The 22583-nt window shown below is 60.7% G+C and carries 18 protein-coding genes; 7 read left to right on the top strand and 11 right to left on the bottom strand.

The features are described from left to right. Positions 1-151 precede the first annotated feature (151 nt). Positions 152-1585 carry a TolC family outer membrane protein gene (locus tag EJA70_RS04805; RefSeq protein WP_158829980.1) on the top strand — a complete coding sequence of 478 codons (1434 nt, stop codon included), beginning with the start codon at positions 152-154 and terminating at the stop codon, positions 1583-1585. A gap of 169 nt (positions 1586-1754) precedes the next feature. On the opposite strand, the gene waaA is transcribed toward EJA70_RS04805, so the two are convergent. Together waaA and EJA70_RS04795 are read right to left on the bottom strand one after the other, a co-directional pair. After that, positions 1755-3029 (bottom strand): lipid IV(A) 3-deoxy-D-manno-octulosonic acid transferase, encoded by a 1275-nt coding sequence (waaA, locus tag EJA70_RS04800; protein WP_158829979.1) that lies wholly within the window; start codon positions 3027-3029, stop codon positions 1755-1757. Between the two features lie 11 nt (positions 3030-3040). Beyond that, a complete protein-coding gene (locus EJA70_RS04795) occupies positions 3041-3937 on the bottom strand; it encodes a LysR family transcriptional regulator (protein WP_158829978.1) in 897 nt (298 codons plus the stop codon). Between the two features lie 108 nt (positions 3938-4045). On the opposite strand from EJA70_RS04795, the gene EJA70_RS04790 reads away from it, so the two are divergent. The 4 genes from EJA70_RS04790 (at position 4046) to EJA70_RS04775 (ending at position 7502) form a co-directional block, all read left to right on the top strand. Continuing rightward, a complete protein-coding gene (locus EJA70_RS04790; protein ID WP_008079257.1) occupies positions 4046-4378 on the top strand; it encodes a multidrug efflux SMR transporter in 333 nt (110 codons plus the stop codon). Positions 4379-4523: 145 nt separating this feature from the next. Then, on the top strand, positions 4524-5699 hold the full coding sequence (locus EJA70_RS04785; protein WP_158829977.1) for an FAD-binding oxidoreductase: 1176 nt from the start codon (positions 4524-4526) through the stop codon (positions 5697-5699). After that, the gene (locus EJA70_RS04780; RefSeq protein WP_158829976.1) at positions 5696-6508 is read left to right on the top strand and encodes an aldo/keto reductase; all 813 of its coding nucleotides are present in this window, start codon (positions 5696-5698) and stop codon (positions 6506-6508) included. The genes EJA70_RS04785 and EJA70_RS04780 overlap by 4 nt, the downstream gene beginning before the upstream one ends. A 31-nt stretch (positions 6509-6539) precedes the next feature. Further along, positions 6540-7502, top strand: a complete 963-nt coding sequence (locus tag EJA70_RS04775; protein ID WP_158829975.1) for a metal ABC transporter ATPase — start codon at positions 6540-6542, stop codon at positions 7500-7502. A gap of 156 nt (positions 7503-7658) precedes the next feature. Here the strand turns inward: EJA70_RS04775 and hldE are convergent, their stop codons facing one another. The 3 genes from hldE to msbA all read right to left on the bottom strand — a co-directional run bounded on the left by hldE (position 7659) and on the right by msbA (position 12005). Further along, entirely contained in the window at positions 7659-9080 is a 1422-nt protein-coding gene (gene hldE / locus EJA70_RS04770; RefSeq protein WP_158829974.1) for a bifunctional D-glycero-beta-D-manno-heptose-7-phosphate kinase/D-glycero-beta-D-manno-heptose 1-phosphate adenylyltransferase HldE, read from the bottom strand. A 161-nt stretch (positions 9081-9241) separates the two neighbouring features. Continuing rightward, entirely contained in the window at positions 9242-9946 is a 705-nt protein-coding gene (locus EJA70_RS04765) for a sulfotransferase family 2 domain-containing protein (protein WP_158829973.1), read from the bottom strand. A gap of 256 nt (positions 9947-10202) precedes the next feature. Next, on the bottom strand, positions 10203-12005 hold the full coding sequence (gene msbA, locus EJA70_RS04760; RefSeq protein WP_158829972.1) for a lipid A export permease/ATP-binding protein MsbA: 1803 nt from the start codon (positions 12003-12005) through the stop codon (positions 10203-10205). A 154-nt stretch (positions 12006-12159) separates the two neighbouring features. Between msbA and EJA70_RS04755 the strand changes: the two genes are divergently transcribed. Further along, positions 12160-14022, top strand: coding sequence for a bifunctional O-antigen ligase/aminoglycoside phosphotransferase family protein (locus EJA70_RS04755; RefSeq protein WP_158829971.1), 1863 nt, complete (start codon positions 12160-12162; stop codon positions 14020-14022). Continuing rightward, a complete protein-coding gene (locus tag EJA70_RS04750) occupies positions 14022-15239 on the top strand; it encodes an acyltransferase (protein WP_008079271.1) in 1218 nt (405 codons plus the stop codon). Before EJA70_RS04755 ends, EJA70_RS04750 begins: the two co-directional genes overlap by 1 nt. An 18-nt stretch (positions 15240-15257) precedes the next feature. Here EJA70_RS04750 and EJA70_RS04745 read toward each other — a convergent pair whose 3' ends face one another. From EJA70_RS04745 to EJA70_RS04720, 6 genes are read right to left on the bottom strand one after another with little or no spacing between them, the layout of a single operon-like run. Further along, positions 15258-16142: a glycosyltransferase gene (locus EJA70_RS04745; protein WP_045123043.1), complete on the bottom strand. Its 885-nt coding sequence runs from the start codon at positions 16140-16142 to the stop codon at positions 15258-15260. 14 nt (positions 16143-16156) lie between these two features. Continuing rightward, a complete protein-coding gene (locus EJA70_RS04740) occupies positions 16157-17311 on the bottom strand; it encodes a glycosyltransferase family 4 protein (RefSeq protein WP_158829970.1) in 1155 nt (384 codons plus the stop codon). Further along, positions 17308-18744: a PIG-L family deacetylase gene (locus EJA70_RS04735; RefSeq protein ID WP_158829969.1), complete on the bottom strand. Its 1437-nt coding sequence runs from the start codon at positions 18742-18744 to the stop codon at positions 17308-17310. Before EJA70_RS04735 ends, EJA70_RS04740 begins: the two co-directional genes overlap by 4 nt. A gap of 8 nt (positions 18745-18752) precedes the next feature. After that, positions 18753-19649: an antimicrobial resistance protein Mig-14 gene (locus EJA70_RS04730; protein WP_158829968.1), complete on the bottom strand. Its 897-nt coding sequence runs from the start codon at positions 19647-19649 to the stop codon at positions 18753-18755. Continuing rightward, positions 19649-20779 (bottom strand): glycosyltransferase, encoded by a 1131-nt coding sequence (locus tag EJA70_RS04725; RefSeq protein ID WP_158829967.1) that lies wholly within the window; start codon positions 20777-20779, stop codon positions 19649-19651. The genes EJA70_RS04730 and EJA70_RS04725 overlap by 1 nt, the downstream gene beginning before the upstream one ends. Further along, positions 20763-22520, bottom strand: a complete 1758-nt coding sequence (locus tag EJA70_RS04720; protein WP_008079282.1) for a carbamoyltransferase — start codon at positions 22518-22520, stop codon at positions 20763-20765. Before EJA70_RS04720 ends, EJA70_RS04725 begins: the two co-directional genes overlap by 17 nt. Positions 22521-22583: the final 63 nt, after the last annotated feature.

Here is a 22583-nt window from a genome sequence, read left to right as displayed (position 1 = left end):
GAATGGCGCAAATACAGGGGCTTGGCCGATTGTTGTCATGCAAATGCGCAACTACACTCGCTTTGCCCCGTCACGCCTTGACGCTGTGGGGCCTGCGCCTTACCTTTGGCGCCCGGATTACTTCCATAATATTAATGCTAGGGATCGCCTCATGCTGCGCAAACTCTCACTGGCTGTTGCCGTGTCTTGTGCGTCCAACGCAATGGCCTGGGCAGCAGAAGCGCCCTTGTCGACCAAAACCGATCTGGTCAGCGTCTATCAGGAAGCGGTCGACAACAACGCCGATCTGGCCGCCGCCCGCGCCCAGTACGGCGCGCAGAAAGAAGTGGTGCCACAGGCCCGCGCCGGCTTGCTGCCGAACCTGTCGGGCGGCGCCGAAACCGCCAATGTGCGCACCTCGATCGATCAGCCTTCGGCCGTCGCCAACCGCAGCGCTCACTCGTATCAGGCGACCCTCGCCCAGCCGCTGTTCCGCGCCGATCGCTGGTTCCAGTACCAGGCTGCCAAGGACGTCAACGAGCAAGCCGCGCTGCAACTGTCGGCGACTGAGCAAAACCTGATCCTGCAATCGGCCGAAAGCTATTTCAACGTGCTGCGCAGCCAGGACAATCTGGCCTCGACCAAGGCTGAAGAAGCCGCGTTCAAGCGCCAGCTCGACCAGTCCAACGAACGCTTCGATGTCGGCCTGTCGGACAAGACCGACGTCCTGCAATCGCAAGCCAGTTACGACACTGCACGGGCCAACCGCATCGTGGCGCAGCGCCAGGTCGATGACGCGTTCGAAGCGCTGATCACCCTGACCAACCGTCAGTACAACTCGATTCAGGGCATCGTCCACTCGCTGCCGATTTTGCCGCCAGCGCCGAACGATGCTAAATCGTGGGTCGATACGGCGGCGCGCCAGAACCTCAATTTGCTGGCCAGTAACTACGCCGTCAGCTCGGCGGAAGAGACATTGAAGCAGCGCAAGGCCGGTCACTTGCCGACCCTCGATGCTGTGGCCAAATACGAAAAGGGTGACAACGACGCCCTCGGTTTCGCCAACCCGAACTCGTTCGGTGCGCCTTACGGTGGCAACGTCGAGCAGACCACCGTCGGCCTGCAATTGAACATCCCGATCTACAGCGGCGGGCTGACCAGCTCGCAAGTACGTCAGTCGTACGCGCAGTTGGATCAGAGCGAGCAGCAGCGCGAATCGCTGCGTCGGCAGATCGTTGAGAACACCCGTAATCTGCACCGCGCGGTGAACACCGACGTCGAGCAGGTGCAGGCGCGCAAGCAATCGATCATCTCCAACCAGAGCGCGGTGGAAGCCACGGAAATCGGTTATCAGGTGGGCACGCGCAACATCGTTGACGTGCTGGATGCGCAGCGTCAGCTGTACACCTCGGTGCGCAACTACAACAACACTCGCTACGATTACATTCTCGACAACCTGCGCTTGAAACAGGCGGCGGGGACGTTGAACCCGGGAGATCTGGAAGACCTGCGACGCTATCTGAAAGCCGACTACAATCCGGACAAGGATTTCCTCCCGCCGGATCTGGCCAAGGCTGCAGAAGAACAACTCAAGGCCCGCCCGTAAACAATCTGGAATGAATCCCCTGTGGCGAGGGGATTTATCCCCGATGGGTTGCGTAGCAGCCCCAAAACCATTCACCGCGGTGATTCAGTCAGATCTGGCAAACAGGATTTACGACTGCTGCGCAGCCGATCGGGGATAAATCCCCTCGCCACAGTAATATTCCAAGCAACTATTTGATCAGCCGCGCCAAACCATCCAGCAAACGCTGCAACGCGCCCTGGTTGCGGCGCATCACCGCCAGCCCGGCCTCGGCCATGCGCTGCGCATCACGCGGCAATTCGAACAAACGCTGCACTTCCACCGCCAGCCCTTCGGCATCATCGACCTCTGCCAACGCCCCGGCTTCGCGCAACTGTGCGGCGATGTCGAGGAAGTTGAACAGGTGCGGGCCGCTGAGCACCGGTTTCGCCAAGGCTGCGGGCTCCAGCAAATTGTGCCCGCCATTAGCCACCAGGCTGCCGCCGACAAATGCGCTGTCAGCCAAGGCATACAGAAACAGCAACTCGCCCATGGTGTCGCCGAGCAGTACAGAAGTCTGCGCATCGACATTCGCCCCGGTCGAGCGTCGCACCGTGGCAAAACCTTCGCGCTGACACAGTTCGAACACCGAGTTGAAACGCTCAGGATGACGCGGCACCAGAATCAGCAACGCATCCGGGTGATTGGCCAGCAAACGGCGATGGGCATCGAGCACCACTTCGTCTTCGCCTTCATGGGTGCTGGCGGCGATCCACACCGGACGCTCCAGCGCCTGCCATTGCCCACGCGATTCAGCGGCACGTTGCAGCAGCGCGGGGTCAATGGCCAGGTCGAACTTGATAGAGCCTGTGACCTCAACCGTCTCCGGGCGAGCACCCAGATCACGGAAGCGCTGGGCTTCAGTTTCAGTCTGAATCGCAAAAAAACTCATCTCGGCGAGCATCGGCGCGGTCAGTTTGCGGAACCGCCCATAACCGCGTGCCGAACGCTCGGACAAGCGCCCATTGGCCAGCGCCACTGGAATCCCGCGCTTGGCGCACTGGTGAATGTGGTTGGGCCACAGTTCGGTTTCCATGATCACTGCCAGTTTCGGCTGTGCGCGATCAAGAAACCGCGCCGCCGCACACGGCAAGTCATACGGCAGGTAGCAATGCTGGATGCGTGGCTCATTGGCGAACAGCGCCTGAATGCGTTCCGAACCGGTCGGTGTCATGCAGGTTACGGTGATCGGCAGTTGTGGATAACGTTGCAGCAGAGCGCGGATCATCGGCGCCGCAGCGATGCTCTCGCCCACCGACACCGCGTGCACCCAGATGCCGCCGGGTTGCAGCGTCGGCATGCCGTAGGAGAAACGTTCGCCAATCCGCTTGGCATACGCCGGCGCCTTGCGCGCCCGCAGCCACAGCCGAATCGCCACCAATGGCAGCCCCAGGTAAAACAGCGCGGTGTACAGAGTTCTATTCATGGCGGCGGAGTTTATCGACTTTTGTCGCCGATCGCCCGCAAGTGCACGGCAAAACGCTCCGCCAGCCAACGCGCCGCCGGGCCAAGCGGCTCGTCACGACGCCAGACCAGTTCCACCACCAGCGCCGGCGGCGTCCATTCGCTGTCGAGTTCGACCATCAACCCCTGATACGCCGAGTACTGCACGACGTGGCGCGGCAACCACGCCCAACCGAGATCGCGCACCAGCCATTCGGCCATCACGTAGAAACTGTCGGCGCGCCACACTTGCGGGCTGGCGGGCTCGTTGCCGGGGTAGACACTGGTTTGCGTCGACATCAACAGTTGCCGGTGTTGCGCCATCTGCTGACATGTGACGTAGCTCTGCGTCGCCAACGGATGATTGATCCCGCAGACGGTGACCATTTCCACGCTACCGAGCACGCGGCGCTCCAGCGCTTCGGGGATTTCATCGTGATAGAACAGCAGGCCGAGGTCAGCACGGCGCTCGACCAGTTTGCGCGCGACTTCGCCCTGGGCGGCACTGGTCAGCTGCACTTCGAGGCTGGGAAATTGTTCGGCCAGGGCGCCGAAGCTTTCCACCAGCGCCTGATACGGCATCGCTTCATCCTGCGCCACGCGCAATTGCGCTTCCTGACCACGCATCATCGCCATGGCCCGGCCGTTGAGGCGTTCGCACTGGCGCAGCACTTCCCGCGCTTCTTCGAGTAACGCTTCACCTGCTTCAGTGAGGCTAGGTTGGCGCCCGCTGCTTCGCTCGAACAGGCTGACGCCCAGATCGTCCTCGAGCATCGCGACAGCACTGCTGATCGCCGACTGCGCCTTGCGCTGCTGACGCGCCACAGCGGAGAACGAGCGTTGATCGGCGACCGCGATAAATGTGCGTAATTGATCTAGATTCCACTGCATACTGCTGGCCCAACCCATCTTTCAAACAGATAGGTAATGACTTTACCGCATCTGAAGAATCACTAAAATACCGACCTCAGACAGTAACGCTCCACTTGAGGAATACCCATGAACGCCTACGCCTACCTTGCCATCGCTATTTGCGCCGAAGTCATGGCCACCGTTTCGATGAAAGCGGTCAAAGGCTTCAGCACGCCGCTGCCTCTGCTGGTGGTGATCGTGGGCTACGCCATCGCGTTCTGGATGTTGATCCTGGTGGTGCGCACCGTTCCGGTCGGCGTGGCCTACGCGGTATGGGCCGGCATGGGCATCGTGATGGTCAGTGTTGCGGCGCTGTTCATTTACGGGCAGAAACTGGATATCCCGGCGATGCTCGGGATGGCCTTGATCGTGCTGGGCGTCGTCGTCATCCAGCTGTTCTCGAAAACCGCCGGCCATTAAGGAAAAAGATCGCAGCCTGCGGCAGCTCCTACAGGGAAACTCATTCTCTGTAGGGGCTGCCGCAGGCTGCGATCTTTTTTCACATCTGAAGCCGAACTCCGAGTCTGTATACTGCGCCCTCGTCTTGAACACCTGAGGTCGCTGCATGCCATCCGTTATTTCCACCGACGTTCTGATTGTCGGCGCTGGTGTCGCCGGCCTCTGGCTGAACGCGCGTCTGCGCCGTCAGGGTTTTTCGACCGTGCTGGTGGAAAGCGCCAGCGTCGGCGGCGGGCAGAGTGTGAAGTCGCAGGGCATCATCCACGGCGGCGCCAAGTACGCGCTGCACGGTGCGCTGACCGGCGCCTCGGAAGCCATCGCTGACATGCCGCGCCGCTGGCGTGAAGCGCTGGCCGGCAACGGCGAGCTGGACCTGTCCGGCGTGCGCCTGCTCTCCGAAGCTCACTACCTGTGGTCGCCCGGCACCCTCGCCGGCAACCTCACCAGTTTCTTCGCCAGCAAAGCCGTGCGCGGCCGCGTCGATCAGGTCAAGGGCGAGCAATTACCGCCAGCCCTGCAAGACAAACGCTTCAAAGGCAAGGTCTACCGCCTCGCCGAGCTGGTGGTCGATGTGCCGAGCCTGATTCAGCGCCTGGCCGATCTGGCCGGTGATGGCCTGCTCGCCGGGCAAACCATCGAGCCGCTGCTGGAAGCGGGCGTGCTGGTCGGTTTGAAAGTCGACGGCCGCGAGATCCGCGCCCAGCGCATCGTCCTCAGCGCCGGTGCCGGTACCGCGCAATTGCTTGAAGACCTCGGCCTGAGCCAGCCGGCCATGCAGCGCCGGCCACTGCACATGATCATCGCCAAAGGCCCGGGCCTGAAACCGCTGTACGCGCACTGTCTGGGTGGCGGCACCAAACCGCGCATCACCGTGACCACGCACCCGGCGGCTGACGGTCAGTGGGTCTGGTACATGGGCGGCGACATCGCCGAAAGCGAAGGCGTACACCGTGAGCCGGCCGAGCAGATCGCCACCGCGCAAAAGGAAATCGCCCAGTTGCTGCCGTGGATCGACCTCAGCACCACGCAATGGGCAACCCTGCGCGTCGACCGCGCCGAACCGCTGCAAACCGGGCTGACACGCCCCGATAACGCCTTCCTCGCCGAGCAGGGCCGGTTGCTGGTCGGCTGGCCGACCAAATTGGCGCTGGCGCCGGACTTCGCTGACCGCGTGATCGCTTCTCTTGAGCGCGACGGCATCCAGCCCCAAGCCAGCGAACCATTGCCGGCCTTGCCGAAACCACCGATGGGCGTTCCCGCCTGGGAGCAATTGCTGCCATGAGCCTTCCAACCCTGCACGACTTCCACCGCCCACTGGGCAGCACCGGCCTGACGGTTTCGCCGCTGGGCCTGGGCACGGTCAAACTCGGCCGCGACCAAGGCGTGAAATACCCCAACGGTTTTCAGATCCCCGCTGACGACGAAGCGCGGATGTTGCTGCGCCAGGCGCGCGAACTGGGCATCAACCTGATCGACACCGCCCCGGCCTACGGTCGCAGCGAAGAACGCCTCGGCCCTCTGTTGCGCGGTCAGCGTCAGGACTGGGTGATTGTCAGCAAGGTCGGCGAGGAGTTTGCCGATGGCGTGTCGCACCACGACTTCAGCGCTGCGCACACGCGCATGTCGGTTGAGCGCAGCCTGAAACGTCTGGAAACGGATTTTATCGATCTGCTGCTGGTGCATTCCGACGGCAACGACATGGCGATCCTCGAGCACGAAGAGGTTTACGCGACACTCGCCGCGCTCAAGGCCGAGGGCAAGATTGGCGGCTTCGGCTTTTCCGGCAAAACCGTCGAGGGTGGCCTGAAAGCACTGGAGCAGGGCGATTGCGCGATGGTCACCTACAATCTGAACGAACAAAACGAGAAAGCTGTCATTGACTATGCTGCTGCCCACGGCAAAGCCATTCTGGTGAAAAAAGCCTTGGCCAGCGGTCACGTTTGTCTGAGCCCGGGCGTAGATCCGGTGCGCGCCAGTTTTGAGTTGCTGTTCGCGCAGCCTGGCGTGGCCAGTGCTATTGTCGGCACGATCAATCCGCTGCACCTCGCCCACAACGTTGCGACCGTAGCCCAGGTCCTGCGTGGTCACTGACGCCGCTTCGCGGCCTTAAGCAGGAGCCGATATGCCGCGCACGCTCATCAGAAAGAACCCGAGCAACTTCAAGACCCTGCCGCTGTTCGTCGAAGCCACGCCCGAAGGCCTGACCTACCAGAGCGTCGGCATGCCGCTGAACTTCGCCCAGACCTTGCAGCGGCGCAAACCGGTGAGCGTCGCCGATGCCGAGCGCTTCTCGCTGGAGTTGGCCAACCTCGGTGTGTCGGTGCGCCTGACCCTGCATTGGCAGAATCGCGATTACTGGGTGCTGGTGCGCCAGCGCCGGCAAGATCGCGGCGACGTGGTGCTCAAGCTGATTTCCGGCTACGTACCGGCGCACGAGTTGAACATTCCGCTGCACACGGCAATTCAGGAAATTGCTGAAGAGTGTTTGCTGGAAACGCCTGAAGGCTGGCTCGGCGGGCGTTTCAACGACACCTGGCTGCCGGCGCCCTACTCATCTGCCCTGCATTATCGTGAGGCCTTGCCGTTTCGCCTGACCCCGTTGTCCGGGTCTGCACGGCCGGTGCGCTGCGCCAATCTGCAATTGCTGGAACGACCACGCGCCTATGTGCATCTGCCGACCGCATCATTGCAATTGATCTACGACCTGCGCCTGGACGTGCCCAAGGAAGCCAAATCCCTCAGCCTGTTTCATGTCGATGAACGACTGGAAGGTGATCAACTGGTGGCGCGACTGGATCGCAAGCGGCCGGATCTTTATCTGATGCCGTTGCAGGACGGCCAACCGTTGCCCGAGTTGTACACCTTGAAAAAGGATCAACTGTACCCGGCGAGCACTCGCGGTTTGTATCTGGCGGAAAGCTTTGCCCGCCAGGAGGGCTGGCTGGTGCGTGATGAGCGGATTCGCTGGAAGGACTGGTTGCATCAGCAGGGACTGACGCCGCCGGAGAAGGCGACTGGTCTGGCGCGGTTGCGCGGCAAGGCCAGGCAACTGCTGAAAAAAATCGTACCGCGCAAAGCGATTTGAAATCTTCACATAACCTTGTGGCGAGGGGATTTATCCCCGTTGGGTGGCGAAGCCGCCCCAAAACCTGTGACCGCGGTGAGATTAATCGCGGTGACCGGTTTCACGACTGCTGCGCAGCCGAACGGGGATAAATCCCCTCGCCACAATTGCCCTTCATCAGGACTTGCGGATTTTTTCCACAATCGCCGTGGTCGAGCTGTTTTCCACCAGCCCCAGCACTTTCACCGTACCGCCGTAAGCGGTCACGATATCCGCGCCGACCACCTGCTCGATGCCGTAATCCCCACCCTTGACCAGCACATCCGGCTTGACCTCGCGCAGCAGGTTCTCCGGCGTACCTTCAGGGAAGCTGATCACCCAATCCACCGCGCCCAGGCCGGCGAGTACCGCCATGCGCCGGTCGACACTGTTGATCGGACGACCCGGCCCTTTCAGACGGCTGACCGAGGCGTCATCGTTGATCGCGACGATCAGGCGATCGCCTTGCGCGCGCGCCTGTTCCAGATAGGTCACATGGCCGGCATGGAGGATGTCGAAGCAGCCATTGGTGAAGACGATCCGCTCGTTATGCGCACGGGCATCGTCAACCGCCAGCAGCAGTTGCTCCAGACCCAGCACACCACGCTCAGAACCTTCTTCACGCTGAATCGCGCGGCGCAGTTCCGGGGCACTGATCGCTGCCGTACCGAGTTTGCCAACAACAATGCCGGCCGCCAGATTGGCCAGCGCCACCGCGTGAGGCAGTTCTTCGCCCGCTGCAATTGCTGCCGCCAACGTCGAAATCACGGTATCGCCGGCACCGGTGACGTCGAACACTTCACGGGCACGTGCCGGCAAGTGCAGCGCCGGATGATCCGGGCGCAACAGGGTCATGCCGTGTTCGCCACGGGTCACCAGCAGCGCGCCGAGCTCGAGGTCGTGCATCAGGGTCGCGCCCTTGCTCACCAACTCGTGCTCATCGGCACAGCCGCCGACGATGGTTTCGAATTCGCTGAGGTTCGGCGTGATCAGGCTGGCGCCACGGTAGATCGAAAAGTCCTTGCCCTTCGGATCGGCCAGCACCGGAATGCCTTTGGCACGTGCGGCCTGGATCAGCACCTGATGGTTTTTCAGCGCGCCTTTGCCGTAGTCCGACAGCACCAGCACCTTGATGCCTTCCAGCAGGTCATCGACCTGCGAGGCCAGGGCCAGGGCATCGGTGGCGAACGGTTCTTCAAAGTCGATACGCAGCAATTGCTGGTGGCGACTCATGACCCGCAGTTTGACGATGGTCGGTTGATGCGCAATGCGCTGGAACAGCGCACGCACACCCGCGCCCTTGAGGCTGTTGCTCAGGCTGTCGGCGGCTTCGTCATCACCGGTCACACCGACCAGCGACGCCGGCGCACCCAGCGCGGCAATGTTCAAGGCAACGTTGGCAGCGCCGCCCGGACGGTCTTCGATTTGCTCGACTTTAACGACCGGCACCGGCGCCTCAGGGGAAATCCGTGAGGTACCACCATGCCAGTAACGGTCGAGCATGACATCGCCGACCACCAAGACAGGGGCTTGATCGAATCGCGGCATGGACAACTTCATGGAGCAACCCACATACAAAATGAACAGGGGCGCGATATTAACACAGGGTTGGCGCCGGCTTGCGCGCAGGCTGCAACAGGATGAAACAGGTGGGTTTTCTGCTCATTTTTTGAGCACAGCACCCGCCACACGCTGAACGACAGTTGCAAACACCTTGCCCCTTATTCGTAGCCCAATAATTCATAGTCACGGGCGTAAACCTCACGTACCCGTTGCCGGGTGAGCGCCGTGCAGAATTGTCGCGCAGGCATCGGCTGGCGTTGTCGAGAACTGTTGAGGTGAGGCAACCGGCCCGCCACGCCCAAATGTTCGCAGACCAAATGAAAATCGCGCTGCAGATGCTCCTGATAGCCGATGAAGTCCAACGCCAGATGCCCGAGGGAATCGGTGAGGAAGTCAGTTTGCGCGGCAAAGTGCAATTGTCGCGTGATGTTTTCGGGATGCAACCAGCGTGCGACGAAGTCATCGAAGTCGCGAAACTGCCGGACCAATTGCTGCGCGGCGTGATCGCGACCACTCAACTCGTTACCGCGCAGAAACGCATACGCCGAGTAGGCCCGCTCCAGCGGGTCACGCACAAAGGCAAACTTGAAGGTGGTCGAAAACTGCCTGGGGAATTGCTCTTCGTACCAGTACAACGGCAAATGCCCGGGGCGCCAGCCGTCGAACATGGCCTCGCAGACGCTGCTGCCGGCGCACTTGGGCACGTGGATGAACAGGCACGCGTGCTGCTGGAAAGCCTTCGGGAACCTCAGGCTGGCCGACATCGATTTGTTGACCACTTGCCGGTCAACCACCGACAGACGCCCAAGCAAAAACGCCCGTTGCGGTTTGGGCAGCAGTTTCCACAAATAGCGTTGCAACATGAGAGTACCCGCGCGAGGGGGATGGCCCACTCGATAGATGTCAAAGTTCGTTCAGCAACCTTAACAAGCGCGGTGCCCGGTTTTATTCCGGTTTGGTCAGGAAGGGTAAAGGTCTGGATACAAACAACGTCCCACAGTTGCCACGCATTTTCCCTGTAGGCGCTGCCGAAGGCAGCGATCTTTTGATCTTGCTTCTAGAAAAACAGATCAAAAGATCACAGCCTTCGGCAGCGCCTACAGGGCCGCGTGAACATTCTCAGGCGATGTCTTCAGCCGGGGCATCGAGGCCCATGGCGTTCAGACGTGCGTAGTAGCCATTCTGCGCCAGCAGCTCATCGTGGGTGCCACGCTCGACGATACGGCCCTGATCCATGACCAGAATCAGGTCAGCCTTCTCGATGGTCGACAGACGGTGCGCGATCACCAGCGTGGTGCGACCCTTCATGACTTGATCGAGTGCCGCCTGAATATGACGCTCGGACTCGGTGTCGAGGGCCGAGGTGGCCTCGTCGAGAATCAGCAGCGGCGCGTTCTTGAGCAATGCACGGGCAATCGCCAGACGTTGACGCTGGCCGCCGGAAAGCAGCACGCCATTCTCGCCGACCTGAGTGTCGAGGCCCTGGGGCAGTTGCGCGATGAAGTCCATGGCATAGGCATCACGCGCGGCTTTCTCGATGTCCTCACGCGGCGCGCCGGCCAGATCGCCATAGGCAATGTTGTTGGCCACGGTGTCGCTGAACAGGGTCACGTGCTGGGTCACCTGAGCAATATGACGACGCAGGTTGAGCAGTTTGTAGTTTTCCACTTCCACACCGTCGATCAGGATCTCGCCCTTGTCGTGGTGATAGAAGCGCGGAATCAGATTGGCCAGCGTCGACTTGCCGCTGCCGGAGCGACCGACCAGCGCGACCATCTGCCCCGGTTCCACCGAGAAGCTGATGTTGTCGAGCACCTGACGCTCGGTATCCGGGTAGGTGAAGCTCAGGTTACGCACATCCAGACGACCGGTCACGGCATCGCGCTCGACGGTGCCGGTGTCGACTTCCGGCGTCACGTCCAGTTGTTCGAAAATGCTTTCCGCACCGGCCACGCCTTTCTGGATGGTCGAGCTGACTTCGGACAATTGGCGAATCGGTTTCGGCAGCAGGCCCGCCAGGGTGATGTAAGCCACCATGTCACCGGCCGACGCGTCACCGCGCAGGTACAGCACGAGGAACATCAGCACCGCCATGGCGCTGTAGATCACCAGTTGCAGCATCGGCGTGTAAATCGCGCCAGTGCGGGTCATGCGCAGCTGTTTGTCGGTGTTGCTCTGGCTGGCCTTGAGGAAGCGTTTTTCTTCGTAGATTTCACCGCCGAAGCTGCGCACTACGCGATAGCCCTGGATGGTTTCCGAAGCCACGTGAGTGACGTCGCCCATGGCCAGCTGGATCTTCTTGCTCTGCTTGCGGAATTTCTTGCTCGCGGTACGCACCATCACGGCGATCAGCGGCAGGATCGCGACCATCACCAGCGTCAGTTTCCAGTTCATGAACAGCAGGGACGCGAACAGGAAGATCACGGTCATGCCTTCACGAATTACGACCTTGATCGCATCTGTTGCCGCCCCCGTGACCATTGTCACGTTGAAGGTGATACGCGAAATCAGATGACCGGAGTTATGCTTGTCGAAGTAGCGGTTGGGCAGGACCAGCAGGTTGTTGAACAACTGCACGCGCAGGTCATGCACCAGGCCGAGGGAAACCTTGGCCAGAAAGTAGTTGCCCAGATAAGATCCCAGCCCCTGCCACGCGGCGATCAGGATGATCAGCAGCGGAACAGCCTGCAACAATTGCAGGTCACGCAGGTAAGGTACGGTCGGAAACAGCACCGCTTCAGGGTTCGACAGGCCGTCGACGAAGTACTTGAGAATGTAACCAAGCATCGGCTGGGTCGAGGCGAAAATCAGGAATCCGACGATGCTGATCAGGAACAGACTGATGTACGGCCGGACATAGCCGAGCAGGCGGAAGTAGATTTTCAAGCTCGAAGGGCTTGCGGCAGGACTGGAGTCGGTCATATCACGCGAGAGTCGATAAAAAGGACGCTGACTTTAGCACAGCTTCTTCAGGGTTCTGGCAATCGGCGAAAGGCTGTTATTGTTAAGCAACTTTTTCAGCATCAAATAGCCATCATCCGAATGGTCGATCAACTTCAGGATTGAATCTCACAGCATGCAACTTCGCGGCTTCAGCAGTACGTCCAATCGAGTCTTCGATTTCATTAGCCTGTGGATTCTTCCCACCGGCTATCTCTTGCTCTTGTGCGCGCTGTTTTTCCTGCCGGGCCGAAGTCTGCATCACAAACTGTTTTACGGGCTGTTCAGCATCCCCACGCTGATTGCCCTGTGCCTGCGTCCGCGCGAGCTCAAAGAGCTGCTGCGCGAGCCGATCTTCATCGCCCTTCTGCTGTTTGTCGCCTGGGCCTTGCTCAGCCTCAGTTGGGGGCCTGGCGGAGAACCGGTCGGCGGCATGTTCAAACCGCCGCTGCACACCTTGCTGCTGTTTGCCGGCTCTTATCTGCTGGTGCGGTACCGCAATGACATCCTGCAACCGCTGCTGTTTACCGCCGCCCTGGTCGCACTGATTGCCACGACGTTTTTCCTGTTCCAGTTCGCCCGGGTCTACGAACCTGGCATGCGCCTGGTGGGTGGCGGAGCCTTCGACAACCCGCTGCTGAGTTCGCACCTGTTCGGTTTTTTCAGTGCCTATTGGCTGGCCGTGACCATGACCTGCAAGCGCCGCCAGATGATGTGGCTCAGCGTGCCGGCCATGGCAATCATGTTCATGGCGGTGATTGGCACTGGCTCCCGAACGCCACTGGTGGCGCTGACCATGGCCGCGCTGTGGCTCTGCTTCATCTGCTGGAATCGGCGTTCGCTGGGTTTGCTGGCAGCGCTGGCAGCCAGCGGCATTGCAGTGCTGACCGCTTTTTCGCAGATGATCATCGAACGAGGCGACTCTTACCGGCTGGAAATCTGGCAACAGGTTCTGCACCTGATCGGCGAACATCCGTGGATCGGCCATGGCTACAACGCCAGTCTGGCGATCGACCCGGGCGTCGGTTACAACTTTCAGGAACCGCACAGCTTTGTCCTCGGCGTGCTGTTTTACGTCGGCATCTTCGGGCTGCTGCCGTGGCTGTTCTTCCTTGCCTGGGGCTTGCTCAGCAGTTGGCGCCAGCGTGTGCAGCCGCTGTTGATCATGGCCTCGACCCTGCTGGTGTTCGGTATCGGCGCCGGGCTGACCGAGGGCGGCGGGATCATTTCGCGGCCCAAGGAGCACTGGTTCCTGCTGTGGATCCCGCTGGCACTGATCGCGGCACTGAGCATCAATCAGCGCGCACGCCGCCTGCTCACCTTGCCGGTGCAAAAGCTCTCGGCAACCGACCTGCAAGGCATGAGTCGCGAGGCGCAAATCATTGAAGAGGACGGCCTCGGCCCGAAAGTCCTGCGCCTGAACGACGGCACGTTCCTCAAGCTGTTCCGCCGTCGCCGCTGGTACACCTCGGGCAGCTTCAACCCGTATTCCGAACGCTTTGCAGTCAATAGCGAACAATTGCGCCAGATGGGCATTCCTACCCCGCAGGTGTTGAATCTGTATCGCCTGGCCGACGGCAGCAGCGCGGTGCATTACGCACCGTTGCCGGGCCACACGCTGCGCCAGGTGCTGCAAAGCATCACCGCGCCCGCGGTTCGCCAGGCGCTGGTCGAGCGCTTTGGCAAGTTCATGGCGCAACTGCATGAGAAGGGTGTGTACTTCCGCTCGCTGCATCTGGGCAACGTACTGGTGCTGGAGGATGGCGAATTCGGCCTGATTGATCTGGCCGATCTGCGGGTCTACCCTACCCCGCTCAGTCTGTCCTTGCGTCAGCGCAATCTGCGCCACATGCAACGTTACACCGTCGACAAGCGCTGGCTGTTCGAGGATCACTTCGAAGCGCTGCTTCAGGGGTACGCCACGATGGCGTCGAAATCCGCTGTGGATAATCTGCACAAGCAAGTGCTGGCCGGCAACACTCCGGCCCAGGTTCATTGATGAACGAAACCAACCCGTTGATTGCGCTGGCAGCCTATCTGCTGGCGATCGTATCCGCTGCGCTGTTGTTGCGCGCGGTGCCAAAAATTGCCCGTCACCTGCAGCATTCCGGCGAAAGCCGCTATGCAAGCATCGATGGTCTGCGCGGCTACCTGGCGTTTGGCGTGTTCGTGCACCACTCGGTCATTACCTGGATTTTCCTGCGCACCGGGGTGTTCGAGTTTCCGCCGAGCAACTTTTACTCGATGCTGGGTCAGGGCAGCGTCGCGCTGTTTTTCATGATCACCGGGTTTCTGTTCTGGAATCGCCTGCTGGCCCAGGGTCGACAGCATGACTGGCTGGCGTTCGGGATTTCGCGCGTGTTTCGCCTGTATCCGCTGTACCTGCCGCTGATGCTGATCGTCTTCGTCACCGTGTTCCATCTGCAGAACTGGGAACTGAAAGAGCCCGGCGTACAACTGTTCAAGCAGATTCTGGCGTGGCTGACCTTCGACCGACCCGACATCAACCAATACCCCCAGACCGGCATGCTGATTTCCAACGTCACCTGGACGCTGGCTTATGAGGTGTTTTTCTATCTGGCACTGCCGCTGGCCGGATTGGTCTTCATCTATCGCGGCAGTTGGCTGCAAGTAGTGCTGTGCCTGGTCGGCATTTACGCCCTGTATCAGGTCGTGGGCTGGGAGCACTCGCTGAAGAAGCATTTCCTCGCCAGCTTTCTCGGCGGTATCGCCGCGGCGTACTGGATTCGTCGACCCGCGCTGGTGGCGTGGAGCCGCACGCGTCTGGCCGGGTTCATCGCTTTGCTGGCACTGGTGATCGCCTTTACCGCGTTCAATCGTGCGTTCAAGGCAGCGCCGCTGTTTCTGCTGTCGTTGTTCTTCGTGATCGTCGCTTCCGGCAATTCCCTGTTCGGCGTATTGAAGCCGCGCAGCATCCGCTGGCTCGGCGAGATCAGCTACAGCACCTATCTGCTGCACGGTTTCGTACTGTGGCTGATGGTGCAGCGCCTGCCGCTGATGCTGAACCTGGACGCTACTGAAGCGTGGGTCTACCTGCCGCTGGTGGCGGCATGTACCTGCCTGTTGATTGTGATCAGCAGCGCGACGTTCCTGTACATCGAACTGCCAGGAATGGCCGCCGGCAAGAAACTCCTGCACTGGCTGCGCCAACGCCAGAAAGGCGAAAAGCGCCTGTCGGAGAAAGCCGCTCGCTGATCGCGAGCGGCAGCGGCTTCAGTCCTTTTCCAGCGGCGAAAACAGCAAACGCCCCAGACCGCGCCAGGTCTTCTTGTTCCACGCCTTGAACGGGATCTGCGCCAGCAGCTCGCGGGCCAGCTTGCGATTGCGGTTAGCGGTCTTGAGGAACATCGAATTCAGCGCCTTGTAACGCACTTCGTCGTACAGCGGATGATCGCTGAACAACGCATAGATGCGCAGGATGCTTTCGATCATGAAGCGGTGATTCTTGTACGAATTGGTGGCGTGCTTGCGATAGCGCGCCATCACCACGTTCAAGCCGTCGATGAAGTAACCGGCACGGGTCACCTTCAATTCGATGTACAGGTCTTCGAGGCGAATCGTCGGATCGAAGCCACCAACCTTGTCCAGCGCTTCGCGGCGGATCATCAAGGTCGGGGCCGGCGGGTAAGGCTTGCGCTCAAGGAACATGTCATCGAAGTCGAGGCGACGGAACGGCACATCGCGACGCTGGCGTTTTTCCGGGTAGAGATTGCCATCGGCGTCCATCAACTCGATGTTGCCGGCGCAAATCCCGACCTCTGGCTTGCCGTCCATGTACGCCACCTGAGTCGCGATGCGCTCCGGGTACATGATGTCGTCTGAGCCGAACGGCACGATCAGGCTGCCCTTCGCGCGCGCGATGGCGCCATTGAGCGTGTTGGTCAGGCCCTGATTCTGCTGCACACGGAAATCGAAACCGTACTGCGCCTGCAAGGCGTTGATGCGCTCGACGCTGTCATCCGTCGAGCCGTCATCGATCACCAGCAGTTCGATGTTCTGGTAGGTCTGTTTGAGGACGCTGAGAATGCTTTCCTCGATATACGGGCCGTGGTTGTACGAAGCGATGATCACGGTGACGAGGGCATTGGCTTCGCTCATGGCTTCCTGTTCGCTCATGGCTGCACCTTGCGCGCTTGTTCCAGGCCAGAGTCGATCAGGTCCAGATACTCCTGACGGAACACCTCGATGTCATGCTGTTCCTGCAGATAGCGGTAGGCTTGTTCGCCCTTGGCCTTGAGTTCGTCATCGGACAACGCGAGGTACTGATCCAGCGCCGCGACAATACTCGGTACATCCTTGGGCGTAATTGCCAGACCGCCAGCGCCTTCGATCAGCGGCAACATCGCCGGCACGTTCGAGGCGATCACCGGCAAGTGCCCGCTCATGCCTTCGAGCAAGGCCAGACCCAAACCTTCGGCCAGCGACGGCATCGTCCAGAGATCAAAGGCACGCACGTATTGCAGGGCGTTTTCCTTGAAACCCAGCAAGTGCGCGCGACCGCTCAGGCCCAGTTGCTCGATCTCGGCGGCCAGCGGCGCTTGCAGGCGCCCGGCACCGATGATTGCCAACTGGGTGTTCGGGTATTTGTCTTTCAGCGCGGCAAAGGCCTGCAACAGATAGGTATGGCCCTTGACCGAGACCAGCCGCCCCAGCGCACCGATCAGGCGCACATCCGGGTCGATGCCGAGCAGCTCGCGCGCTTTTTCGCGGCTGTGCTGCAAGCCTTCGGCCTGTTCGATATCGATGGCGTTGGTGATGGCGTAAGTGTTCTGGTCGGTGAACCCGCAATCGCAGTCCAGCAGGTATTGTTTAACCGCCGGTGAGACACCGACGAAGCGCCAGTGGCGGTCGATCAAACGCTGAGTCTGACGACGACGATAGAAGCGGTCGTACTCGCCAAAACCGTGGGAGATGCCAATGCACAGCGGCACCTTCAACCAGCGATTCAGGGTGAGCATCATGTTCACCGGTTTAAAGCGGTTGCAGATGACCACGTCGAACTTCTCGCGGCGGCAGAACTTGTACAGCTCCCACATCGCGCGCAGGCGCATGCCTTTGAGGGATTTGTCGGAAAACTCGAAATACACCGAACGATCGGCGCGGCTGACCGGCTCGCCAGGTGCGGGTTTGCCACGCAGAAACGCAGCGGTGATCTCATAACGATCCGACGGCAGCGCCTTGACGATCTGCTCGGCAAGGTCGGCGAAATCATGGGCTTTGACGTTGTAGTCAGGCTGCAACTGCAGCACCTTCGACCGTTGACTCATAACTCTCCCCGATTGACGCCTGATTCACCCGGTTTCAGCAGCCAAAGCAATTCCTGGCGTCTGACCGCTTTTCGAAAAAATTCGTTTTCGCCGTACACCGACGGCTTGCGACCGGCCAGCAAACGCTGGATCACGCGGCGCAAACGGCGCTTGAACGGTGCTGGCGGCTGCAAGTCATGCATCATGCCCAGCGCCATGGCCTTGTCACGTTGCTGCTCAACCGTCAGTGGCAGGCACAACGGCTGCATGGGTACGGCGGCGTCGAAAGCCGGCGGCAGCGCGATGCCGTCACCGGCATTGCCCATCGGCCAGCGATCGTTGTCGTGCAGATGGTTGGCGTAACCGAGCAGTGTTGGCTGCCAGTCGAGGCTGCTGAGCACCTGCAACACGGCTTGTTGGCTGCAAATATGATCGGGGTGCGGATCAAGCGTCGGATGCGGCAGGACGATCACGTCCGGACGTGCGCGCAGCAGCACTTCGCGCAGGTCGGCCAGCAGATTGTTCCAGGTCGGCGCGCCATCGACATCGCTCGGCAAGCTGAACGGGTTCAACTGGCGGAACAGGCGGGTATCGCTCAGATCGGCTTCGCGTGAAGCCATCGCTTGATTCGGCGCCGCCTGCATCGCTGCCAGTTGCAGACAGAAATAACCGAGCTGCACGCAGTTTTCCGCCGGCACACCGGCCCAGCGCGGCACGGCGAGGCTGTCCCAGGCGCGCAACCGGCCCTTGAGCCGCGCGGCTTCGACCTTGTTCAGGCCCATCTGCTGATAATGCTCGGCTTCGATTTCGCCGGCGGTCAGGGTGACGATCCAGGCTTCATCGGCCTGGCTGTACAAGCCGTAAGCCGCGAGTTCGGCGTCGTCGGCGTGCGGGGCGATTACCATCACTCGCGAGCGACGATAGTCCGCTTGCTCCAGCGCCCACAGAACCGCTTCGCCCGATAAGCGGCAGAAGCGCCCGCGCAAGCGCAGCCCGCCTTGCGACAAGGCTTGCGCCTGACCACTGAGGTTCAGATAGCGCAGGCCGTTGACGCCGCGTTCGAAGGTTTGCGCGTCAGGATTCGTGCCGCCCACCAGCTCGATGCGCGGGTCGAAGAAGCGTCCCAGCCACGTGCTTTTGACCTGCACCGAGAGAATCAGGGTGGCGTCATCCACCAGCATCACGCCTTCGTCCAGGCGCAATTGCTCGCCGTTCAGATGCACCTTTGGCTGCGGTGTATACGGTGGAAAGCTGTACTGGTAATCGTCTTTCGGCGAATAAAACAGGTGATCGGCGAACCACGCTTCATGGGCGATCCAGCCGACCACCGCCAGCAGCAGCGGCAACCACCAGGCGACCAGCACACCGATCGCGATCAACACGATCAATGCGATCAGCAGGCCGATACGTTTATTACGCCGGTGGCGCTTGAGCAGTTGCTGTTTGCGGCTCATGGGCGGGCTCATACGGTGAACACCGGCACAGGATTGCACCAGCGATCCTTGTATTCACGGTCGGCGCGACCGAAGGAAAAGCGCAACGGCTTGTTCAGCGCGCGCGCATGCTCCCAGGCGCTTTGCGTATTGAGGAAACTCAACACGCTGCCGGGGCTGAATTCACGGGTTTCGGGGTCAACGCCGCCATTGATGTACTCGACGCTGATCCACTCCGGCGCTTCAACGCGGTACACCAGTTGAATCGCGATCGGCGCATCATTGAGGAAGATCACCGAACCGATCAGCAGCTCGCGCAGCAGCTCGATGACATCAGCCATACGCGCTGCGCCGGTAGCGGGGAAACCCCAGCGGCGCTGAAACAGATCGCAGTAGATCGCCGCCAGCTCGACGCTGGAGAAGTCGCTGACAGGACGCACCACGCCGCCCGCCTCTTCCAGCAGACGCAATTCGCGGCGCTGGTTGTAGCGAAACTTCTTCGACAGTTCTTCCGGGGTGCGGGCCATGGCCAGTTGCTCGGTCTGCAACTTCATGCCGCTGAAGCGGGTTTCATTGAGCGCCGACAGGTAGCGCGCGCGATGGCGCAGCGGGGCTTGGGCATCGACGGCGGCCGGCAGGATCAGCTCGGCATTGCCAAGATCGAACAGGCCTTTTTTGCCGTTGCGCTTGAGCACGTCCTTGGACAGAGCCAGATCGCGGCCCCAGGTCGGGATCGCCGCTTTGATTTCGCCTTGCTGCTCCCAGGCCAGATAGCGCACCGGGATGCCAGCCAGATCGGCCAGACGCTCAACCACCAACGGATGCGTGGCGACACTGCCGCCAAAACGCTGCCAGGTGGTTGCATAGGTCGAGGCGTCAACGGGCGACCAGCCACGTTCGCGCCAGCCTTGGAATCGGTTGAGCATCAGCCCCTCGGTGCCAGATCGATAACTTGCGGCAGACGCCAGAAGGTGTCGCGCACCGCACGGTCGGAGAATTGCTCACGCAGACGGTCGAGCATCATCTCGGCGCACTGATGGCGCTGTTGATCATCCATACCGGCCAAATGTTGCAGGCCTTGGGCAAGGTGTTCGGCATCGCCGAGCGGGAACAGAATGCCCACGCCTTCGACCACTTCCTTCGCCCCGCCACACGCCGTGGCCAGCAACGGTACGCCGGCGGCCATGGCCTCCAGCAGCACCATGCCAAACGGTTCGTGATCGGAGCTCAGCGCGAAAACATTGAAGGCGCGGAAGTAATTGCGTGCGTCCGGCACCTGACCGAGGAACAGCACGCGATCGCCGATACCCAGCTCTAGCGCCAGCTCTTTGAGATCCTGTTCCAGCCGACCCTTGCCGAGAATCACCAGTTGGCTGTTCTCGGGCAACCCCGGCAGCGCGGCGGCGAAACCTTGCAGCAATGTCGCCTGATCCTTGTCCGGGTGCAGTCGACCGACGTTGCCGACAATCCACGCATCCGCCGCCAGACCGAGCGTCTCGCGAGCTTCGCGGGCGGACACCTGGGCAAATTGCAGGGCAGGCAGATCGATACGGTTGTACAGCGTCTGAATTCGCGCTTGCGGCCACTTCGGCAGGCAACGACGCATGTCGTCACGCACCGCGTCGGACACACCGAGCAGGCTCAGACGTTTACGGAAAATGTGCGCAAACAGCTTGCGCGTACGGCGCTGGTAATCACCAAACGCGTGGTGCACGCCAATTACCGGCAGCGACGTGCCGAGCAAGGCGATGTAGATCGGCTTGAAACGATGGGCGATGCAGAAACTGAAATTGCGTGAAGCGGCGATCTTGCGCAGATCGCCGATGGCGCCCAGCTTCAGGCCACGAATGGCCTTGGAGCTGTATTCCATGAACAACACTTCATCGGAGGCACACGCTGCGGCCACCTCGCTATCGGCGGCCCCGGTCAGAAAGACCGTGGTCACTCGATAACCGGTGCCCGCGAACAGGCTGGCGTACTGCCGTGCGCAGTCGAGGAACGGCCCGTCATAGCCGTGACAGAACTGCAGCACATGGCGTTCAGCCGAGCGAGTCATAAGCGTTTGCGCCCTCTTTGACCACCAGAATGTCTTCCATGATCAGGTACTGCAGATCGGAACCGAAAAACATGTTCAGCGCGTCGGTCGGCGAGCAGATCATCGGTTCGCCACGACGGTTGAGCGAGGTGTTCAGCGACACACCGTTGCCGGTGAGGACTTCGAGCGCTTTCATCATGTCGTAGTAGCGCGGGTTGTATTCGCGCTTGAGCACCTGGGCACGGGACGTACCGTCTTCGTGGACGACTTCCGGCACACGGGTTTTCCACTCATCCGCCACTTCGAAAGTGAAGGTCATGAACGGCGCCGGGTGATCGATCTTGATCATCTGTGGCGCAACGGTGTCGAGCATCGACGGGCAGAAAGGCCTCCAGCGCTCGCGGAACTTGATCTGGTGGTTGATGCGGTCAGCCACGCCAGGAATGCTCGGGCAGCCGATGATCGAACGACCACCGAGTGCGCGCGGACCGAATTCCATGCGGCCCTGGAACCAGGCCACCGGGTTGCCATCGACCATGATCTTGGCGATCTGCTCAGGCATGTTGTCGAGCTTGCGCCAGGTCGGTTTGTTCTCGTGACGGGCGCACGCGGCGATCACGTCTTCGTTGCTGTACGACGGGCCGAGGTAGACATGTTCCATCTTCTCGACCGGTACGCCACGGGCGTGCGACACGTAAGCGGCGGCGCCAACAGCGGTGCCGGCATCGCCGGACGCAGGTTGTACGAACAATTCTTTAACGTCATCGCGGGCGATGATTTTCTGGTTGAGCTTGACGTTCAAGGCACAGCCGCCGGCGAACGCGAGTTTGCCGGTTTCCTTGAGGATGTCGCCCAGGTAGTGGTCGATCATCTGCAGCGAGATCTTTTCGAACAGCGCTTGCATGCTCGCGGCGTAGTGAATGTACGGCTCGTCAGCGATGTCGCCTTCGCGTTTCGGGCCCAGCCATTCGATCAGCTTCGGCGAGAAGTAGAAGCCTTTGCCCTTCTCTTTGTAGCGACGCAGGCCGATCACGTTGGCGTAGTCGGTGTTGATCACCAGCTCGCCGTTCTCGAACGAGGCCAGACGCGAGAAGTCATATTTGCTGGCATCGCCGTACGGCGCCATGCCCATGACTTTGAACTCACCGTCGAGCATCTCGAAACCGAGGAACTCGGTGATCGCGCCGTACAGGCCGCCGAGGGAGTCCGGATCGAAGAATTCCTTGATCTTGTGGATCTTGCCGTTTTCGCCATAACCGAAGAAGGTCGTGGCGTACTCACCCTTGCCATCGATGCCGAGGATCGCGGTTTTCTCTTGGAAACCCGAGCAGTGGTAGGCGCTGGAGGCGTGAGCCAAGTGGTGCTCGACCGGCTCGATCTTGATCTTTTTCGGATCGAAACCCAGTTGCTCGAGGCACCAGACGATCTTGTTGCGATAGCGCTTGTAGCGACGGTTGCCCATCAGAATCGCGTCAAGAGCGCGATCCGGTGCGTACCAGTAGCGCTTGGCGTAGTGCCAGCGCGCCTCGCCGAACAGGCTGATCGGTGCGAACGGAATCGCCACCACGTCAACGTCGGACGGCTTGATGCCAGCCTGCTCAAGGCAGAACTTCGCCGATTCGTAGGGCATGCGGTTCTTTGCATGCTTATCGCGTACGAAGCGCTCTTCCTCAGCCGCCGCCACCAACTTGCCGTCGATGTACAAGGCGGCTGAAGGGTCATGGCTAAGGGCGCCGGACAGGCCAAGAATCGTCAATGCCACAGGGGTCTAGCCTCTTTAGTCTGCATGCAGGCGCGATGCGCCTTGAAAATTGATGTGCCCTCG

The sequence above is a fragment of the Pseudomonas sp. PB103 genome (genome assembly GCF_009764635.1).
Classification (GTDB): Bacteria; Pseudomonadota; Gammaproteobacteria; order Pseudomonadales; family Pseudomonadaceae; genus Aquipseudomonas.
Note: the sequence above shows the minus strand (reverse complement) of the source record. Positions and strands in the feature narration are given on the sequence as shown.

Coding starts and splice junctions, on each gene's coding strand:
- EJA70_RS04735 (WP_158829969.1), bottom strand. CDS start 18,744: ATGAGCCGCAAACAGCAACTGCTCAAGCGCCACCGGCGTAATAAACGT.
- waaA (WP_158829979.1), bottom strand. CDS start 3,029: ATGAATAGAACTCTGTACACCGCGCTGTTTTACCTGGGGCTGCCATTG.
- EJA70_RS04795 (WP_158829978.1), bottom strand. CDS start 3,937: ATGCAGTGGAATCTAGATCAATTACGCACATTTATCGCGGTCGCCGAT.
- EJA70_RS04755 (WP_158829971.1), top strand. CDS start 12,160: ATGCAACTTCGCGGCTTCAGCAGTACGTCCAATCGAGTCTTCGATTTC.
- EJA70_RS04805 (WP_158829980.1), top strand. CDS start 152: ATGCTGCGCAAACTCTCACTGGCTGTTGCCGTGTCTTGTGCGTCCAAC.
- EJA70_RS04765 (WP_158829973.1), bottom strand. CDS start 9,946: ATGTTGCAACGCTATTTGTGGAAACTGCTGCCCAAACCGCAACGGGCG.
- EJA70_RS04785 (WP_158829977.1), top strand. CDS start 4,524: ATGCCATCCGTTATTTCCACCGACGTTCTGATTGTCGGCGCTGGTGTC.
- EJA70_RS04750 (WP_008079271.1), top strand. CDS start 14,022: ATGAACGAAACCAACCCGTTGATTGCGCTGGCAGCCTATCTGCTGGCG.
- EJA70_RS04745 (WP_045123043.1), bottom strand. CDS start 16,142: ATGAGCGAAGCCAATGCCCTCGTCACCGTGATCATCGCTTCGTACAAC.
- EJA70_RS04780 (WP_158829976.1), top strand. CDS start 5,696: ATGAGCCTTCCAACCCTGCACGACTTCCACCGCCCACTGGGCAGCACC.
- EJA70_RS04730 (WP_158829968.1), bottom strand. CDS start 19,649: ATGCTCAACCGATTCCAAGGCTGGCGCGAACGTGGCTGGTCGCCCGTT.
- EJA70_RS04775 (WP_158829975.1), top strand. CDS start 6,540: ATGCCGCGCACGCTCATCAGAAAGAACCCGAGCAACTTCAAGACCCTG.
- msbA (WP_158829972.1), bottom strand. CDS start 12,005: ATGACCGACTCCAGTCCTGCCGCAAGCCCTTCGAGCTTGAAAATCTAC.
- EJA70_RS04740 (WP_158829970.1), bottom strand. CDS start 17,311: ATGAGTCAACGGTCGAAGGTGCTGCAGTTGCAGCCTGACTACAACGTC.
- hldE (WP_158829974.1), bottom strand. CDS start 9,080: ATGAAGTTGTCCATGCCGCGATTCGATCAAGCCCCTGTCTTGGTGGTC.
- EJA70_RS04725 (WP_158829967.1), bottom strand. CDS start 20,779: ATGACTCGCTCGGCTGAACGCCATGTGCTGCAGTTCTGTCACGGCTAT.
- EJA70_RS04790 (WP_008079257.1), top strand. CDS start 4,046: ATGAACGCCTACGCCTACCTTGCCATCGCTATTTGCGCCGAAGTCATG.